Origin of the sequence: Streptomyces sp. NPDC092296, from assembly GCF_044755465.1 — a bacterium.
GTDB lineage: Bacteria > Actinomycetota > Actinomycetes > Streptomycetales > Streptomycetaceae > Peterkaempfera.
Genome location: NZ_JBIVRB010000014.1, coordinates 93,248 through 109,808 on the forward strand (window position 1 = coordinate 93,248; position 16,561 = coordinate 109,808).

A 16,561-nucleotide genomic window follows, 5' to 3' on the forward strand; every position below is an offset into this window, starting at 1 on the left:
ACAGATGACGGACCGACCCTCTTCCGGCAGTACGGCCGGCGCGCCCGCGCCCGGCTACTACCCCGACCCCTCCATCCCCGGGTACGTCCGCTACTGGGACGGCCGGGGATGGGCGCCCGGCACCAGTAGACGCGCGCCGGGCCCCGGCGAGGTGCTGCCCGCGCCCCGGGTGGTGGCGCGGCGCGCGGCGCCCTCGGCGCGGTCCGTGCCGCCGCCGGTGGCGGCCGCCCCGGTCGCCGCCGAGGACGAACCGGAGCCGGGCGGGGTGGCCTGGGCCGAGCCGACGGCGGTCGAGCGGTCCGGGCCGGTCTTCTTCGACGAGACCACCGGCGGCACCTCCTTCACCACCGGCCCCCGGACCGGCGCCATGCCGAGCCCAGCGCTGCCCGCCCGCCGGGCCCCCGAGCCGGCGGACCCGGCGACCCCGCCACCGGCGCCGCCCGCCGCCCCCCGGCGCCCGGCGGCGCCGGTGCCGCCACCGCCGGTGACCACGGCCGCCGACGCCGTGGCCGCCCCGGCGGCGCACGCGGACCCGGAGTGGCCGACCGGTGGTCGGCAGCGCGGCCCGGCGGACCCCCAGGCGGCTCCGCGCTGGGTCTCCTGGGGCGCCGTCGAGACCGGTGCCGGGGCGGCCCCGGCGCCCGAGCGGCGCCGCACACCGGCCTGGGCGGCCGGCGCCCCCACGGCGCCGACCGCCGTCGCCCGCACCGCCCCGGCCCGCACCGCCGCGACCCGGCCCGCCGCGACCACCCGTACCGCGACCACCCGTACCGCCGCCGTGCCGCCGCCCACCCGGGCCACCGCGCCCGCCCCGGCCCCCGGCCCCGCCGCTGCCGCCGCCCGGCCGCAGGGCGCCGACCGCCGCGCCGCGCCCCCGGCCGGGCGGCGGGCGGCCCGGCCCGCCGGGTACGGGCGGCGGCTGTTCGCCCGGCTGGTCGACGGCCTGGTCGTCGCCGCCCTGGCCACCGCCGCCGGCGTTCCGCTCGCCGCCGCCGCGGTGCACCACCTCCAGGCCAAGATCGACGCCGCCCGGGAGTCCGGCCGGTCGATGCGGATCTGGCTGGTCGACCCCACCGTGCTCGGCCAGGCCGGCGGCTTCCTGGCCGTCCTGCTGCTGATCGGTTTCCTGTACGAGGTGCTGCCCACCGCCCGGTCCGGCCGCACCCTGGGCAAGCGGCTGGCCCGCATCCGGGTGCTGGACGCGGCCGCGCGGCGGCCACCGGGGCTCGGCGGCGCGCTCCGCCGCTGGCTGGCCCAGCTGCTGCTGGGGGCGGTGCTGCTGCCGGGCTTCCTCGACCTGCTGTGGTGCCTCCTCGACCGGCCGCTGCGGCAGTGCTGGCACGACAAGGCGGGGGGCACCTTCGTCGCGTCCGACGGGTGACCGCCGCTGACTCGAATGGCGGTCAAAACGGTACGCATACCGGCATATCGATCGCAGTCCGATGTTCTACTCGGACTATGACCAGCCAAGACCCGAACCGACCGGACCCCGGGGAGCAGGGGGACCAGCCGCCCTCCTTCGACAAGCCGCCGCCGTCCGCCGGTCCGTACGGCGGCCCGCCGTACGGCACACCCCCGCCGCCGTACGGGTCCGGCTCCCCGTACGACTACCCGGGCGGGACACCGGGCGGGGCGCCGGGCGGTGTCCCAACCGGTGTCCCGGGGGAGCCGATCCCGGGGATGCCGCCGCTGGGCGGGCTGGGCCGGCGGCTGCTGGCCCGCATCATCGACGCGGTGCTGATCGGCGCCCTGGTCAGCCTGGTGCTGGGCTGGTTCGTCAACTGGAACAACCGGAGCGGCGAGGCCACGCTCTCCATCGTCGGCGGCCTCGTCTACTGGGTCTACGAGAGCCTGATGCTGTCACGCGACGGCCAGACCGTCGGCAAGAAGGTCACCAAGGTGCGGGTGGCCCGACTGGTCGACGGGGGCGTGCCGGTCGGCGGCATCGCCTGGACCCGGGCCGCCGTCTACAGCCTGCCGTCCGTGCTCTGCTGCGGCTTCTGGGTGATCATCGACGGCGGCTGGTGCCTCTTCGACCGGCCGTACCGGCAGTGCCTGCACGACAAGGCCGCGCGGACCGTGGTGGTCGACGCCCGGCACTGAGCGAACCGGACTGACGGCGCTGCGCGGGCACGCCGGGTCAGGGCCGCCCGGAGCTCGGGCGTGCGAAGCCCGCGTCGGCGGTCTGGGCCGGCCGCCGGCCGCGGCCCTGGGCGGGAACGGCGGCGCCGCCCGAGCCGATGACCCGGGAGGCCGCGGGCTCGGCGCGACGGGAGCGGGCGATCAGCGGCAGGGCGGCGGCCAGGGTCCCCAGCGCGACGGCCACGACCACCAGCACGGTGACGACCGGCAGGCTGTCCGTACCCGACACGGCGAGCATGACCACGGTCGCGGACACGGTGACGAGCGTTCCCCAGCAGATCTGGGCGGGGGTCGGGCGGGGCATGGTGGTTCCGTCCTTCGCATCGGGGACGTCCGTGACAGGCTGACCGACTGCCCCCCGCGCGAGGCGGGGCAGGGGTTTCACTGTGCTCTACCCGGTCCATGCACAGGTGAGTCCACCCTAACCGCCGACGGCGATGCATGGGGGGCGCACGGGCTCACGGCCCCGGTGGCCGGGCTGTGGTGCTGCTCACGTCCACGGCCGCGGCCGTCCGCCGAATGATTGACGTACGGTCAGCCCGGTGGCGATAGCCTCCGGTGCGTGACCACCCCCGACCGCGCCGCCGCCACCGCCCGCCCCTGGCCCCGCACCGAGGCCGAAGCCCTGGCCGAGCAGGCGCGGCTCCGCGACCGGGTCGACCGCACCGGCCCCGGCCCGGCCGTCGAGGACGGCGGCACGGTGGCCGGCGTGGACGTCGCCTACGACGACGAGCGCGGCCTGGTGGCGGCCGCCGCCGTGGTGCTCGACATCGCCACCCTGGAGGTGCTGGAGCAGGCCACCACCGTCGGCCGCAGCGCCTTCCCCTACATCCCCGGACTGCTGGCCTTCCGCGAACTCCCCGCCGTACTGGAGGCGCTGGCCCGGCTGAGCACCCCGCCCGACCTGATCGTCTGCGACGGCTACGGCATCGCCCACCCCCGCCGCCTCGGGCTCGCCAGCCACCTCGGCGTACTCACCGGCATCCCCAGCTTCGGCGTCGCCAAGACCCCGTTCACCTTCACCCACCAGCCACCGGGACCCGCCCGGGGCGACCGCACCCCGCTGCTCGACGGCGGCGAGGACGTCGGCCGCGCGCTGCGCACCCGCGACGGCGTCAAGCCGGTCTTCGTCTCGGTGGGCCACGCCGTCTCACTGGAGCACGCCTGCGCCCACACCCTCCACCTCACGCCCCGCCACCGCCTCCCGGAGACCACCCGCGCCGCCGACTCCCTCTGCCGCCGCACCCTGGCGGGGGCGCAGCGGTCCGGCGGTCCCGGGACCGAGTGACCGGTTCGGGTGAGGGTCCGTTCAATCGCGGCCCACGCTGTGTTAGACATGAGTGCTCAGAACGTGGGTGGAGGCCGAGGGGGAGGCAGACCGTGGCCGGTTCGGGCTACAGGGTCCAGGTCGAGAACCTGCAGGACTTCGCGAAGAAGGTGCGCGGCCTGCTGTCCGAGTTCGACGCCGGTGCGAACGGCGAGCGGGCGCATGCCGACAGTGCCTTCGCGGCGGGCAGCCTGGGCCCCTTCGCGGAGGCCCGGCAACTGTCGGACGCGTACGGCAATATGCGCGAGGGGCTTCGCGACATGCTCGACCTGCTCTACCAGGCCGTGGACGGGGCCCAGAAGAACGCCGACGCCACCGCCCGCAACTACGACGAGCAGGAGCACGGCACGGCCGCCGACCTGCGGTACGACTCCACGGGGTCCGGGCCCGCAGCCGCCCCGCCGTCCGCCGCGGCGGTGGAGAAGAGCACCAAGTGGTGACCGGGAACGGGGAGTACCGCCATGGGTGAGGCCACGACCGACTTCAGCCAGTACAGCCACGGCGACCTGAAGAACATGGTCGACGCCATGAACTCCGGCGCCGTGATGCGGGCCGCCGACCCGTGGCGCCGCGCGTACGACACCCTCAAGGACATCCGCAGCGCCCTGCGGACCTACTCCGGCCAGGCCACCACCGACTGGGACGGCCAGGCCAGCGACGCCTTCGCCGCCTCCATGGCCAAGTTGGCCGACAGCGTCAACAACGGCGCCGAGTACGCCAACAACGCCGCCGTGACGCTGGAGATCGTCGCCGACTCGATCGACGAGGCCAAGGCGGCCATGCCCGACGAGCCGTCGGCCTGGGACAGCGCCACCGACTGGGTGGGCGACCGGGTGTCGTCGATGTTCGGCGCCGACGACGCGGACACCAGGGAGAGCGAGGCTCAGTCCCGCAAGCAGCAGGCGGTCGCGGTCCTGCAGACGCTGGCCTCGCGCTACCGGGCTTCGGTGGGGGTGCTGAAGGTGCCCACCGGCGGGGCTGACGACAAGGAGCGTGAATGGCCGCCACCACCCGACCTGAGCGGAGCGGGCGCCATCGGCGGCGTGATCGTCGGCGCCGGTCTCGGTGGGATCGCCGGAGCATCGGGCGGCGGCAGCAGCTCCGGTGATTCGCGGCGCAGCCACGCCACGGCCGTGCCCAGCAGCGTCGGCACGGCGGCCGGGGGGACACCGGCGCTGACCGACCCCGCCGTGCACGGGGGTACCGCGACCACGGTGACCCACGCCCCCGCCTCCCCGGTGACCGGGGCGGCCACCGGCATCGACGGATCGACCGTCGGCATCACCGGCGGTGTCCGGACGACGGGCGTGGCACCGGGGGCGCTCCCCGGTGGCGGCGCTCCCGGCGCCTCGCACGGCATCGGCGGGGGCCTCCCGGTGGCGGGCGGCGGGCTCACCGGAGGCGTGCGCACCGCCGGTGGGCTCACCGCCGGCGCCGGGCGCGGCAGTGCGCCGATCGAGGGCGAAGCCGGTCGCACCGCCGGCGGGGCCGGCGGCCGGTCGCGGTTCGGGGCCGGAGCCGGTCGGGGTGGCGGTGGCGGTCCCCTGGACGCGGCGGCCCTGGGGCAGGGCACGGGCCGCGCAGCCGGCGGCTATGGCACCGGTGGCGGTGCGGGCGGCGGCCTGGGCGCCGGTGCCCGCTCGACCGCCGGCCGGGCCGGCGGCCTGAGTCGGCGGTCCGGCGGTGTGGTCGGGGAGAGCATGGAGGGCGGCCGGGGCGGTGCCTTCACCGAGGGCGGTACCGGGATCGGCAGCCGGTCGCGGGTGGGTCGGTCCGGCGGCTCCGCGGGTGGCTCCGCGGGCGGGGCCGGTGGCCTCGGCGGCGCCCGGGGTGGCAAGCGGGAGAAGGAGCGCCGGGGGGAGCGACCGGACTACCTGGTCGAGGATGAGGAGACCTGGATCGACGGCGCCCGGCCCAATCCCGACGTGGTGGAATGACGGTCCGACATGCCAGCCGATCGTCCCGCAGACAGCAGGTCTGCGGGACGATCGCATGATCGAGCGAGGTGGCCGAAGTTGAGGTTCAGGGCACTGGGGCGCGCCACGGCGCTGGTCGCCGCGTTGGGGCTGATGTGGGGCGCCGGGACGGGGAGTGCCTCGGCCGATCAGGTGCGTGACGGGCAGTGGCCACTGATCAAGTACAACGTGGTTCAGGACGTCTGGCCGATCAGCAAGGGCCAGGGGGTGATCGTCGGTCTCATCGACAGCGGGGTGTCGGCCGGCCAGCAGGACCTCACCGGCCAGATCCTGCCCGGTGCCGACTTCTCCGGAGGGCACTCGGACGGCCGCACCGACGAGAACGGCCACGGCACCGAGATGGCGGGCCTGATCGCCGGTCATGGGCACGGGGTGGGCGGCCAGGACGGCATCATGGGTCTGGCTCCCGGGGTCAAGATCCTGCCGGTCAAGGTCCACCTGGCGGCCGATCGTATGGACCTCAGCGGGGACGTCCGGCTGGCTGACGCGATCCGTTATGCGGTGGACCACGGCGCCAAGGTCATCAACATGTCGTTGCGTACGTCGGGTGGTCACGACAGCGGCGAACGCGAAGCCGTCCGCTACGCGGTTGACCACGATGTGGTGCTGGTAGGTGCCACGGGCAACGACGGCTTCGACCGGGTCGCCTATCCCGCCGCCTTCCCCGGGGTCATTGCCGTCGGCGCTGTCGATGTGGACGGCAAGGTCTGGGACAAGTCGAACCACGGCCCCGAGACCACGCTCTCCGCTCCCGGCGTCCACATTCCTCACGCGGAGGCCGGCTCCACCGGTGGCTACAACCTGGGCAGCGGCACCTCCGACGCCACCGCCTATGTCTCCGCCACCGCCGCCCTGGTGCGCGCGAAGTATCCCGAACTGTCCGCCGGCCAGGTGATCAACCGGCTCATCAAGTCGGCGGTCGCGCCGCCCGACGGCAGCAAGGCGCCCAACGACCGCTACGGCTACGGCATCGCCAGCCCCCGGCAGGCGCTGAGCGCGGACATCCCCGCCGGGGCGAAGGAGAATCCGCTGCTGGGCCGGGCCGAGGCGCAGCAGGACGACGGGCAGCCGTCGACCTCGGCCGTGCCGTCGCAGCCCGCCGCCGCAGCGGCGGGCGGTACGCGGTCGGCCGTGCCCGGCGGCAGCGGGGACGCCGCCGCGCCGCAGGCGGCGGACGGCGGCGGGGTGCCGGTGTGGGCGATCATGGCCGGGGCCGTGGTGGTGCTGCTGCTGGTGGTCGTGGTGCTGCTCGTGGTCCGGCGGCGCCGTGGCGGTGGTGGCGGGCCGGGCGGCCTCAGCGGACCCGGCGCCGGGTACCCGCCGTACGCACCGCCGCCGCAGCAGCAGCCGTACCCCGGGCAGTGGCAGCAGCAGCCGTACGGGCAGGGGTACCCCCAGCCGCCGCAGCAGCCCAACCCGTACCAGCAGCCCGGCCAGCAGCCCGGCCAGCAGCCCAATCCCTACCAGCAGTGACACCCCCGGGTGCCGGGCTCCGCGCCCGGCACCCGAAGGCGCCGTCGCCGTTCAGGCGGTGACGGTGGCGGGCTGCTCGAAGCGGCTCCAGACGTCGTCCGCGGTGCCGTCCGGGCCGAACAGGTTGGCCACCCCGGTCGGGGTGGGCACGCCGAACCGGGTCGGGCCGTCCGGCTCGGTCGGGTCGCGCAGCAGGGCGGCCAGCCCGTTCAGCGCCGCCGCCAGCCGGGGCGCGTTGGCCTGGTGCACGGTCGGCTGCGGACGGCCCGTCAGGTCGTACGGCGTCCAGCAGCCCCCGTAGGTGGCCAGGTCCACCGCCACGAAGCTGTCGGTGGCCAGCGCGCCGCAGTCGAACATCCGCGCCTCGCGGTGCTCGGCCCCGTCGGCGTCGTACCAGCGCCCGGGGCAGGCCAGCCGCGACACGACGGAGCCGATCGGCCCGCGTGCGGCGGCGGCCCGGACCTCGTCGACGATGCGGCGGGCGTTCTCCTCCAGGGAGTTGCCGCGCAGCTCGAAGACGCCGTGGTGCAGCGGGCTCTGCGGTGCGCCGTACCGGCCGACCTCCACCGAGATCCGGCGGACCGGCCCGGAGAGGCGGTTGGCCACCAGGACGTACAGCACGGAGAGGGCCGCGCCGACGCAGTCGGTGATCTCGTCGCCGGTGGTGGAGCCGCTGTTCCAGGTCCAGCGGGCGACGGGGCTGGAGGTGATCAACTGATGTCCTCGTTCCAGGGGAAGAACCGGCCGCCGGCGGGCACGCCCACCCTCCCGGTGTCGGTCTCGACCACGAACTGCGCCCGCTGCCGGCTGTAGAGCTCGGTGAGCTGCCGGAGGGTGCCGTCCGCCCGCAGGTCGTCCAGCGAGCCGGAGGTGTGCAGCCAGAGCACCTGGTGGTCGGCGCCGCTGCCGGTGGTCTGCAGCAGCTCCTTCTGGGCGGTGCGCACCAGCTGGGAGGGGTCGTCGAGGTCCTTGAAGCGGTACGCGTAGCTCTGCCCGTCGCCGCCCCGGGCGACCAGGGCGGTGTCGGAGCGGGTGCCGTCCCTGCCCTCGGTGGGTGCGAAGCTGAGGTCGTCGACGCCGTGGTCCGACATCTTCGCGGCCAGGTCCAGTTGGTGCATGGCGGCCGGTGCGGTGTCGGCGTTGGCGAGCATCGACACCGTGTCCTTGAACCCGGGCTTGTCGTCGTACCGGCCGGAGGCGATGGTCTCGGCGGCCTGCTCGCCGTGCGGGTGGCTTTCGAGGACGGTCACCACCTGGTCGGTGTCCGCGCCGCTCAGGCCGAGGGCGTGGGCCTCGGCGCGCAGCCCGATCTCCAGGCCGCTGCCGGCCACGAGCGGGCGGGCCGGCTCGGCGGCGTCGCCGCCGGTACCGGCGTCGCCGCCGGTTTCAGAGCCGGCGCCGGTATCGGCACCGGTGCCCGGATCGGGGACCGCGGCCGGTTCGGTCGTCACCGGCGTGGGGATGAGCACGTCCGGTTGGTAGCCGAGGTCGGCCGGGGCGCCCGCACCGCCGCCACCCGCGCCGCCGAGGACCGGCGGGGCGGGGGCTTGGGCCACCGGCGGGCCGACCGAGTCGATGCCCGTACTGCTGCCACCACCGCCACCGCCACCCGCGCCGCCCAGGTCCGGCGACGAGGGCGTGCTCGGCGTGGGGCCGCCGCCCGCCGCGCCGCCACCGCCGCCGGAAGGCCCGCCGCTGCCGCCGGAGCCGCCGCCGGTGGCCGGGGGCGTCACCTCGTGGGAGCCCTTGCCCAGGCCGTCCATCCGGTCGCCGGACGACTGGTCGGCCTGGCGCAGCGCCCGGCCCTGGTCGCCCAGCCGGTGGCCGGTCGTGGCCAGGCCGGAGGCCAGCTTGCCGCTGATCTCGTGGATCTTGTCCGCGATCTCCTGCGCCGGTCCGGCGGCCGACGAGGTCAGCGAGTCGTTGCCCAGGCAGTCCGCCAGCCGCCGGCCCAGGTCGGCCAGCCGGTCGCCGGCCGTCTCGAAGTCCTGGGCTGCCTGCTCCAGCCGGGATTCGGCCGCCTCGAAGTCCGCCGGGTCGCCGGAGGTCTGGTCCCCCGCGCCGCCCGACCCCTGGCCGGGCAGGCAGACGTTGCCGCCGTCGGTCGGCAGGGGATACCGCCCCTCCCCGCCGACCTGCCCGGACGGCGTACCGCCGCCGTCCCAGCCGGAGCCGCCGTCGTCCGACGGGCCGCCCTGGCCACCCCCGGAGCCGCTGCCGTCCCCACCGTCCCCGTCGTCCCCGCCACCGCCGATGGTGATCCCGCCGACATCGATGTTGAGGCCGCCGTCCCCGCCGTGGTTCGGGTCGCGGGTCTCGTCGTGCCCGCCGCCCTGCCCGCCGCCGCTCTGCGGGTCGGGGTCGCCCGGCCGCCGGCTGCCCGGCGGGTGCTCGGGCGGGGTCCGGGTCTGCGGGGGGTGCTGGTGCGAGCCGCCGGTCGGATGGTGGGTCGGCGGCTGACCGGGGCGGTGACCGGATGCGTGGCTCATCGGTTGCCCCCAGTCCCGCTACCGGCGGAGATGCCGTTCTTCACGCCGTCGACCGCCGCGTTCGCCCAGGTGCTGGGGTCGGTCGCCGCGCCGACGAAGCTGTTGACACCGTCCGAGATGCCCGCCCGGACGGCCTCCCCGACGTCATAGCCGTCGCGGACGCCGGTGTAGTTCTCCAGCCCCTGCTCCACCAGCTGAAGGATGATCTTCTGCACGGCGGCCAGCGCGGCGTCCTCGACGATGCTCAGCAGGGTCTGCGCCAGGCTCTTGGCCAGCTGCTCCAGGATCTCCCGGACGGCCACCCGGGTCACCTGGGTGGCGGCCAGCGCGCCCGCCTCGGAGAGCCCGAAGGTGAGCGGTGCGGCGGCCTGAGCCGCCATCACCTCGGCGAACAGCGCCCACAGCTGGGCGATGACCGACAGCTTGCCCGCCTCGATCAGCCCGGCGGCGATGTCCAGCAGCCCCGCGTAGGTGCGGGCCACCTCGCCCAGGTGCTCCATGCCCTTGGACTGGCGGTCGTCCCAGTGCCGGCCGAAGGCGTCGATGGCCTTGCCGGTGGTGACGGAGCGCAGATATCCGGTCGCGTTGTCCGAGAAGGTACGGATGTCGTCGAGCTCGGCGGCGAACGTCCGGTACTCGTTCGCTATCGCCCGGAGTTCGTCCTCGTCCACATTGGGCCAGACGATTCCGATCAGTTCCAGGATCTCGTCCAACTCGCTGGGCAGCATCACTGCCATGCCTTCTCCCCCCGCTCGGCCTCCCGGCGTCGACGTGCCGGTCGGCGCGACAGTTTAGGGCTTGCCGGGGGCCCGGCACAGTCAGGGGTTTGAGCCCGGCGCAGTTGAACTGACTGTGCGTCATGGTCGTACGAGGGGCCGCAGTACCCGTGACCAGCGGCTCACCCGTCCGAGTGAAGGCGGCCGGCGGTGTTCGCCGGATGTTCGAGCGCGAGTGGGCGGACTCCAGTGCGATGCTGTCCGGAATCAGCGACGGCTCTGTAACAGGCTCCCGGTTCCGGATAGCGGACGGCGGTCGCTGGGGATCGTCTGCCCATGAGCCATCAGATCCCTTCCCCGGCCCCCTCGCTCGACGAGCTGGCCCGGTCCCAGCACAACGTGGTGACGTCCGGTCAGCTGCGCGCCCGAGGCATCCCCGCCAAGACGGTCAGCGGCCGCTGTCGTCCGGGCGGTCCATGGCGGCGGCTGCTGCCCCGGGTCTTCCTGCTCCAGCCGAGCGCCCCGACGCCCGAGCAGCGGCTGTGGGCCGCACTGCTGTACGCGGCGCAGAACGGCCTGGTCGAGCGGCGCGGCGCACCCGCGATCACCGGCGCGGCGGCGCTGGCGCTGTACGGGTTCGCCTCGGTGCCCCGGTTGCCGGCCGTGACCGGGGTGGAAGTGCTGGTGCCCCGTCAGCGGCGGCTGCGGGACGCGGGGGAGGTGCGCATCCTCCGTACCGACCGGGCGTTGGAGGCGCGGCTGGTGCACGGCCTGGCCTGTGCGCCGATCGCGCGGGCGGTGGCCGACGCGCTGTCGGTGTGGGGCGCCGAGGGCCTGCGGCCGGGCGCCGTCCGTGAGCTGCTGCGGGAGGCGGTCGCGGCCGGGGGCTGTCCGGTCCGGGAGCTGGTCGGGGAGCTGGCCGACGCCGGGCTGACGGCGGAGCCGCCGGTGCGGGCCGCACTGGACGAGGTGCTGGCGGACGTCCGGGAGGCGGCGGGGGAGCGGCTGGCGGCGCTGCTGGACGGCGGGCGGCTGCCGGAGCCGGTACGCGGTGCGGAGCTGCGCACCCGGGGCGGCACCTTTGTGGCGGTGCCGGACCTGTACTGGCCGGAGTCGGCGGTGGCGGTGGAGCTGGACTCCGAGCTGCGGTGCGTGAGCGAGGGTGAGGCGGCGTGGGCGCGGGGCTGCCGGCAGCGGATGGAGCACCTGGGGGTGCGGGTGGTGTGCCTGACGTCGGACCGGTTGGCGGCCGAGCCGGCGGCGGTGCGGGAGGAGGTCCGGGCGGCCCTGGCGGCGGGCGGGGTCGATCCGGTGCCGCTGCTCGCCGATCCGGCGTGACGGTGGGCCTGGCGGTGGGCCCGGTGGCGGGTGTGACGGGCCGTACGGTGGCCGGTGCGGCTGATCGAGTGGACAAAGCAGATGGTCCGTTAATCCTATTAATGCTGTGGTTAGCGTCCAGGGTTATGGATGACATCGCTCCGCCTGTACAGCGCATCGGGAGGCCGGGTCTGTCCCGGCGAGGATTCATCGCCGCCATGGCGACCACCGTGTCGGCCGTCGCGGGCGTCACCGGGATAACTCTTGCGGAGCGGGCGGCGGCGGCCGGGAGGCGCCTGCCGATCCCCGACATGCTGGTGCCCACCGAGCGGGACGGCGTCACGGTCTTCCCGCTCCGCCTGGGGTACGGCACCCATGAGCTGCTCCCCGGGGTGAGCAGCCGCACCGCCGGGTTCAACGGCTCGTACCTCGGGCCGACCGTACGGGTGCGCAACGGGCAGCGGGTCCGGATGGAGGTCACCAACGACCTGGACGAGGACGTGGCGGTGCACTGGCACGGCGCCCATGTGCCGCCGGAGGACGACGGCGGGGTGCACGCGGCCTTCCCGCCCGGCGAGACGTGGAAGCCGGAGTTCACCATCAAGCAGGAGGCCGCGACGCTCTGGTACCACCCGCACACCATGGGCAGGACCGCCGCTCAGATCGCCATGGGGCTGGCCGGGATGCTCATCGTGGACGACGGTTCCAAGGCGTCGTCCAGCCTGCCGGGCGACTACGGCACCGACGACATCCCGGTGATCATGCAGAGCGTGGCCGTGGGCGACGACGGCGACATCAGGTCCGAACCGCTCGGCCGGCGCGACGGCGACGTGTCCTTCCCGCTGGTGGTCAACGGGGCGACGGTGGACGACGAGCCGCTGACCTTCACCGCGACCAAGGGCCGGGTGCGGCTGCGGCTGCTGAACGCCTCGCTCGCCGATGTGCTCACCGTGGCCCGCGCGGACGGCCGACCGCTGGAGCAGGTCGCCACCGAGTCCGCCTTCCTGGACAGGCCCACCCGGGTGGACCGGGTGCGGCTGGTGGCGGCCTGCCGGGCGGAGATCGTGGTCGACGTGGCCGAGGAGGTCGCGCTCAATGTCACCGTCCAGACCGGGCTGAGGCGCGGCGGCAACGGCACCCACACCTTCCTGCGGCTGCTGCCGGGCTCGACGCGGCGCAAGCTGCGGGCGCTGCCGTCCCGGCTGAACAACATCCACCGCTTCGACGTCTCCGGGGTCAAGCCCCGCACCATCGCGCTCAGCGACCGCCGGGGGCTGCTGGGCATCAACGGGGTGTCCGGCCAGACGATGGAGGCGATGGACCACAACATGATCGTGGTCCGCGAGGGCGATCTGGAAGTGTGGGACATCGTCAACCAGGCGCCGGGCAACCACTCGTTCCACGTCCACGACGTGCCGTTCCAGCTGGTCTCGATCAACGGCCGGCGACCCCACGGCGTCGAGCTGGGCTGGCGGGACACGATCGAGATTCCGCACCGGGCGCGGGTGCGGATCGCACTGCGGTTCACCGACTTCGCGTCGGAGAAGTACACCTACATGCTGCACTGCCACATGGCGCAGCACGAGGACCTGGGGATGATGACCTCGCTGATGGTCAAGCCCAGATGACGGACGGGCCCAGCTGACGGACGGGCCCAGCTGACGGACGGGCCCAGCTGACGGCCTGACCCGGGTGGCCCCCGCCGCCCGGGTCAGGCCGGGGGCGGCACCGGCGCGCCGGTGAGGGTGATCCCGGCGGCGCGCAGCTGCTCCAGGGCGCGCTCGGTGGTCTCCCTGGCGACGCCCGCCGTGAGGTCCAGCAGCACCCGGGTGCGGAAGCCCTCCCGGGCGGCGTCCAGCGCGGTGGCCCGCACGCAGTGGTCGGTGGCCAGGCCGACCACGTCCACCTCGGTGACCTCGCGCGAGCGCAGCCAACCGGCCAGCGGTACGCCGTTCTCGTCCACCCCCTCGAAGCCGCTGTACGCGGCGGCGTGGGCGCCCTTGTCGAAGACGGCCTCGACCGCGCCGGAGATCACCGTGGGGGCGAAGTTGGGGTGGAAGCCGACGCCCTCGGTGCCCGCGACGCAGTGGACGGGCCAGCTGTGGACGTAGTCGGGGTGGTCGGAGAAGTGGTCGCCCGGGTCGAGGTGGCTGTCGCGGGTGGCGACGACATGGGCGTACCCCACCGTGCTCTCCGCGACCAGGTCGGTGATCGCCGCCGCCACCTCGGCGCCGCCCGTGACGGCGAGGCTGCCGCCCTCGCAGAAGTCGTTCTGCACATCGATGACGATCAGTGCCCGGTGCATGGGTTCCTCGCTTGGGAAGCTGAGCCGAAGGGTCGGGGTGGTCGGGGTGGTCCTGGTGGTCCCAGTGGTCCTGGTGGTCCCAGTGGTCCCGGTGGGACGCGTCAGAGCGTAGGCAGTGGCGGCGCCCGGTGGCAGAGGGCGTGCTGCTCCCCCGTATGCGCCCCTGCCCGCACCGGCCCGCCCCACTCGGCCAGGGGGCCCCGATCAGGACACCAATTCGGTGGGGAGCACCGGCTCGCCCCGGGACAGCTGTGTTGCCGACAGCGGCAGCCGCGCCCGTACGGCGGCGTGCCGCTCCCGGGCGGCGGCCAGCGGCTCCCGGCCGACGATCTCCCCGCCCCGCACCAGCGGCACCTGGAGCAGCCGGTCGGCCAGCTCGCGCGGGACCGGCCCGGTGCCGACCACCTCCGCCTCGGCCACCCCGTCCGCGTCCGTCCGCCGGGCCGCCCACTTGCGGCCGCCCCGGCTGGTCTTGGCGCCCGCCGACCGCTTGGCGACCGGCACCAGCGGGGCCTGCGGGTCGGCCGTGGAGGCGCGGGCAACCAGCTTGTACACCATCGAGCAGGTCGGATGCCCGCTGCCGGTGACCAGCGAGGTGCCCACCCCGTAGACGTCGACTGGCGCGGCGGCGAGTGCGGCGATGGCGTACTCGTCCAGGTCGGAGGTGACCAGGATGCGGGTGTGCCCGGCACCCAGCTCGTCCAGCTGGCGGCGCACCCGGTGGGCGAGCAGCAGCAGATCGCCGGAGTCGATCCGGACCGCACCCAGCGAGGGCCCGGCCACCTCGACGGCGGTGCGCACCGCCTCGGTGAGGTCGTAGGTGTCGACCAGCAGGGTGGTGCCCCGGCCCATGGAGGCGACCTGCGCGGTGAAGGCGTCCCGCTCCGTGTCGTGCAGCAGGGTGAAGGCGTGCGCGCTGGTGCCGCCGGTCGGGATGCCGTAGCGGAAGCCGGCCTCCAGGTCGGAGGTGGAGCCGAAGCCCGCGATGTACGCGGCCCGCGCGGCGGCGGCCGCGCCCTGCTCATGGGTGCGCCGGGCGCCCATCTCGATGCACGGGCGGTCGCCGGCGGCGGCGGTCATCCGGGACGCGGCGGCGGCGACGGCCGAGTCGTGGTTGAGGATGGAGAGCACCACCGTCTCCAGCAGCACCGCCTCGGCGAAGCTGCCCTCGACGGTGAGGATCGGCGAGCCGGGGAAGTAGACCTCGCCCTCGGGGTAGCCGTGCACATCGCCGCTGAAGCGGTACCCGGCCAGCCAGTCGAGGGTGTCGTCGTCCACCACGCCGTTGGCGGAGAGCCAGTCCAGCCGGGTGCTGTCGAAGCGGAAGGACTCGATGGCGTCCAGCACCCGGCCGATGCCGCCGACCACCCCATACCGGCGGCCCTCGGGCAGTCGGCGGGTGAAGACCTCGAACACCGAGCGTCGGTGCGCGGCGCCGCTGCGCAGTGCCGCCTGCAGCATGGTCAGCTCGTAGTGGTCGGTGAGCAGCGCCGTGGAAGGCGCGCCGGGGGCGCGCTCGGCGCCGGATGCGTCCGTGACGTCCATGCCGATGATGCTACCCCCTTAACGTCACTCTGACGATTTCCGATGGGCGGACCCGCGCCGCACCGGCCCGGAATCGCAACCGGGCCGCCAGGGTGGCAGCATGGGGGTGTGGGGTGGTGCCCGGCTGGGCACGCACGCGACCCGCTCGGGGCCCACGCGCAGCCCGGTCGGGTTGCCAACGCCGTGGAGAACGCAGAGGGGAACGAAGTCGTGAGCGTCGCGCCGACCGAGATCGAGCGCACCGAGTCGGAGTCCGCCGCAGCGGCGGTCCCCAACCCCGACACCCCCTGGGTGACGATCGTCCACAACGACCCCGTCAACTTGATGAGTTACGTGGTCTACGTCTTCCAGTCGTACTTCGGCTACCCCAAGGACAAGGCCCGCAAGCTGATGCTGGACGTGCACCAGAAGGGCCGCGCGGTGGTCTCCAGCGGCAGCCGCGAGGAGATGGAGCGGGACGTGCAGGCCATGCACGGGTACGGCCTGTGGGCCACGCTCAGCCAGGACCGGTAGGCCCCGGCGGGCACGGCCCGTGTGACGGACGACAGCGAACGACGATGAAGGGCACCCGGAAACCCTGATGGCCGGACTGTTCGAAGCCGCCTCCGGCGGCGGCGCGGTGATCGCGCTGGACGAGGTGGAGACCTCCATCCTGCGCAGCCTGGCGGTGCAGATGCTGGAGCTGATCGGCCCGGGACCGGCCGAGGAGGAGCAGGCCGACCCGCTGGCGGCGCTGTTCGCCGAGGGCCCCTCCGCGCCGCCCGAGGACCCGGCGCTGGCCCGGCTGTTCCCCGACGCGTACGGGGAGCCGAACCAGGCGCAGGACGACGAGCAGCGGGCCGCCTCCGCCGAGTTCCGCCGCTTCACCGAGGTCGACCTGCGGACCCGCAAGCGGGAGGACGCCCTGGCCGTGGTGCACGCGCTGGACGCCCTGGGCTCCGGCGGCGAGCGGGGCGGGGTGCTGCGGCTGGACGCGGAGCAGTGCCGCCGCTGGCTGGGCGCGCTCAACGACCTGCGGCTCACCCTGGGCGCCCGGCTCGACGTGGCCGACGACGGCGAGGACGACCGGCTCTACCGGCTGCCCGACGACGACCCGGCCAAGCCGCTGGTGATGGCCTACCTGTGGCTAGGGGCGATGCAGGAGTCGCTGGTCGAGGCGGTGCTGCCCTGAGTCGCCCCGAAGGGGTGAATCACCGCCGCTGATGCCCGGAATCGGGGCGAATGTCCGAACGGCCGGTGGTACGACTGCGCTCAGCACGCCCGGAGCCCCC

At 74.8% G+C, this 16,561-nt stretch carries 16 protein-coding genes; 10 read left to right on the forward strand and 6 right to left on the reverse strand.

Annotated features, from left to right (window positions below):
* Positions 1 to 4: 4 nt before the first annotated feature.
* Positions 5 to 1,381, forward strand: coding sequence for an RDD family protein (locus tag ACIQGZ_RS24320; protein ID WP_402605323.1), 1,377 nt, complete (start codon positions 5 to 7; stop codon positions 1,379 to 1,381).
* A gap of 77 nt (positions 1,382 to 1,458) precedes the next feature.
* Positions 1,459 to 2,103: an RDD family protein gene (locus tag ACIQGZ_RS24325; protein ID WP_402605326.1), complete on the forward strand. Its 645-nt coding sequence runs from the start codon at positions 1,459 to 1,461 to the stop codon at positions 2,101 to 2,103.
* Positions 2,104 to 2,140: 37 nt separating this feature from the next.
* Here the strand turns inward: ACIQGZ_RS24325 and ACIQGZ_RS24330 are convergent, their stop codons facing one another.
* Positions 2,141 to 2,446, reverse strand: coding sequence for a hypothetical protein (locus tag ACIQGZ_RS24330; protein ID WP_402605329.1), 306 nt, complete (start codon positions 2,444 to 2,446; stop codon positions 2,141 to 2,143).
* Between the two features lie 258 nt (positions 2,447 to 2,704).
* On the opposite strand from ACIQGZ_RS24330, the gene ACIQGZ_RS24335 reads away from it, so the two are divergent.
* The 4 genes from ACIQGZ_RS24335 to ACIQGZ_RS24350 all read left to right on the forward strand — a co-directional run bounded on the left by ACIQGZ_RS24335 (position 2,705) and on the right by ACIQGZ_RS24350 (position 6,918).
* Positions 2,705 to 3,430: an endonuclease V gene (locus ACIQGZ_RS24335; RefSeq protein ID WP_402605332.1), complete on the forward strand. Its 726-nt coding sequence runs from the start codon at positions 2,705 to 2,707 to the stop codon at positions 3,428 to 3,430.
* A gap of 92 nt (positions 3,431 to 3,522) precedes the next feature.
* A complete protein-coding gene (locus ACIQGZ_RS24340) occupies positions 3,523 to 3,909 on the forward strand; it encodes a hypothetical protein (protein ID WP_402605334.1) in 387 nt (128 codons plus the stop codon).
* A gap of 21 nt (positions 3,910 to 3,930) precedes the next feature.
* Positions 3,931 to 5,406: a WXG100 family type VII secretion target gene (locus ACIQGZ_RS24345; RefSeq protein ID WP_402605336.1), complete on the forward strand. Its 1,476-nt coding sequence runs from the start codon at positions 3,931 to 3,933 to the stop codon at positions 5,404 to 5,406.
* 78 nt (positions 5,407 to 5,484) lie between these two features.
* Positions 5,485 to 6,918, forward strand: coding sequence for a S8 family serine peptidase (locus ACIQGZ_RS24350; RefSeq protein ID WP_402605339.1), 1,434 nt, complete (start codon positions 5,485 to 5,487; stop codon positions 6,916 to 6,918).
* A gap of 51 nt (positions 6,919 to 6,969) precedes the next feature.
* Here the strand turns inward: ACIQGZ_RS24350 and ACIQGZ_RS24355 are convergent, their stop codons facing one another.
* The 3 genes from ACIQGZ_RS24355 to ACIQGZ_RS24365 are packed head-to-tail and all read right to left on the reverse strand — an operon-like array spanning position 6,970 to position 10,144.
* A complete protein-coding gene (locus ACIQGZ_RS24355; RefSeq protein ID WP_402605341.1) occupies positions 6,970 to 7,632 on the reverse strand; it encodes a hypothetical protein in 663 nt (220 codons plus the stop codon).
* A complete protein-coding gene (locus tag ACIQGZ_RS24360) occupies positions 7,629 to 9,407 on the reverse strand; it encodes a WXG100 family type VII secretion target (RefSeq protein WP_402605344.1) in 1,779 nt (592 codons plus the stop codon). The genes ACIQGZ_RS24355 and ACIQGZ_RS24360 overlap by 4 nt, the downstream gene beginning before the upstream one ends.
* Positions 9,404 to 10,144 carry a hypothetical protein gene (locus tag ACIQGZ_RS24365; protein WP_402605346.1) on the reverse strand — a complete coding sequence of 247 codons (741 nt, stop codon included), beginning with the start codon at positions 10,142 to 10,144 and terminating at the stop codon, positions 9,404 to 9,406. The genes ACIQGZ_RS24360 and ACIQGZ_RS24365 overlap by 4 nt, the downstream gene beginning before the upstream one ends.
* A 315-nt stretch (positions 10,145 to 10,459) precedes the next feature.
* On the opposite strand from ACIQGZ_RS24365, the gene ACIQGZ_RS24370 reads away from it, so the two are divergent.
* Together ACIQGZ_RS24370 and ACIQGZ_RS24375 are read left to right on the forward strand one after the other, a co-directional pair.
* On the forward strand, positions 10,460 to 11,461 hold the full coding sequence (locus ACIQGZ_RS24370) for a hypothetical protein (RefSeq protein ID WP_402605349.1): 1,002 nt from the start codon (positions 10,460 to 10,462) through the stop codon (positions 11,459 to 11,461).
* A 197-nt stretch (positions 11,462 to 11,658) separates the two neighbouring features.
* Positions 11,659 to 13,068, forward strand: coding sequence for a multicopper oxidase family protein (locus ACIQGZ_RS24375; RefSeq protein WP_402605351.1), 1,410 nt, complete (start codon positions 11,659 to 11,661; stop codon positions 13,066 to 13,068).
* A gap of 83 nt (positions 13,069 to 13,151) precedes the next feature.
* Here the strand turns inward: ACIQGZ_RS24375 and ACIQGZ_RS24380 are convergent, their stop codons facing one another.
* Both ACIQGZ_RS24380 and ACIQGZ_RS24385 read right to left on the reverse strand, forming a co-directional pair.
* Entirely contained in the window at positions 13,152 to 13,745 is a 594-nt protein-coding gene (locus tag ACIQGZ_RS24380) for an isochorismatase family protein (RefSeq protein ID WP_402605353.1), read from the reverse strand.
* Positions 13,746 to 13,949: 204 nt separating this feature from the next.
* On the reverse strand, positions 13,950 to 15,290 hold the full coding sequence (locus ACIQGZ_RS24385) for a nicotinate phosphoribosyltransferase (RefSeq protein WP_402605356.1): 1,341 nt from the start codon (positions 15,288 to 15,290) through the stop codon (positions 13,950 to 13,952).
* A gap of 210 nt (positions 15,291 to 15,500) precedes the next feature.
* Here ACIQGZ_RS24385 and clpS point away from each other — a divergent pair, with 210 nt between their 5' ends.
* Both clpS and ACIQGZ_RS24395 read left to right on the forward strand, forming a co-directional pair.
* The gene (gene clpS / locus ACIQGZ_RS24390) at positions 15,501 to 15,803 is read left to right on the forward strand and encodes an ATP-dependent Clp protease adapter ClpS (protein ID WP_402605359.1); all 303 of its coding nucleotides are present in this window, start codon (positions 15,501 to 15,503) and stop codon (positions 15,801 to 15,803) included.
* A gap of 67 nt (positions 15,804 to 15,870) precedes the next feature.
* Positions 15,871 to 16,461 carry a DUF2017 domain-containing protein gene (locus ACIQGZ_RS24395; RefSeq protein WP_402605362.1) on the forward strand — a complete coding sequence of 197 codons (591 nt, stop codon included), beginning with the start codon at positions 15,871 to 15,873 and terminating at the stop codon, positions 16,459 to 16,461.
* Positions 16,462 to 16,561: the final 100 nt, after the last annotated feature.

Excerpts from the sequence above, each read along its gene's own strand:
- ACIQGZ_RS24330 (WP_402605329.1), bottom strand. The coding sequence starts at position 2,446 with ATGCCCCGCCCGACCCCCGCCCAGATCTGCTGGGGAACGCTCGTCACC.
- ACIQGZ_RS24370 (WP_402605349.1), top strand. The coding sequence starts at position 10,460 with ATGAGCCATCAGATCCCTTCCCCGGCCCCCTCGCTCGACGAGCTGGCC.
- ACIQGZ_RS24375 (WP_402605351.1), top strand. The coding sequence starts at position 11,659 with ATGGCGACCACCGTGTCGGCCGTCGCGGGCGTCACCGGGATAACTCTT.
- ACIQGZ_RS24365 (WP_402605346.1), bottom strand. The coding sequence starts at position 10,144 with ATGGCAGTGATGCTGCCCAGCGAGTTGGACGAGATCCTGGAACTGATC.
- ACIQGZ_RS24320 (WP_402605323.1), top strand. The coding sequence starts at position 5 with ATGACGGACCGACCCTCTTCCGGCAGTACGGCCGGCGCGCCCGCGCCC.
- ACIQGZ_RS24380 (WP_402605353.1), bottom strand. The coding sequence starts at position 13,745 with ATGCACCGGGCACTGATCGTCATCGATGTGCAGAACGACTTCTGCGAG.
- ACIQGZ_RS24325 (WP_402605326.1), top strand. The coding sequence starts at position 1,459 with ATGACCAGCCAAGACCCGAACCGACCGGACCCCGGGGAGCAGGGGGAC.
- ACIQGZ_RS24385 (WP_402605356.1), bottom strand. The coding sequence starts at position 15,290 with ATGGACGTCACGGACGCATCCGGCGCCGAGCGCGCCCCCGGCGCGCCT.
- ACIQGZ_RS24395 (WP_402605362.1), top strand. The coding sequence starts at position 15,871 with ATGGCCGGACTGTTCGAAGCCGCCTCCGGCGGCGGCGCGGTGATCGCG.
- ACIQGZ_RS24345 (WP_402605336.1), top strand. The coding sequence starts at position 3,931 with ATGGGTGAGGCCACGACCGACTTCAGCCAGTACAGCCACGGCGACCTG.
- ACIQGZ_RS24360 (WP_402605344.1), bottom strand. The coding sequence starts at position 9,407 with ATGAGCCACGCATCCGGTCACCGCCCCGGTCAGCCGCCGACCCACCAT.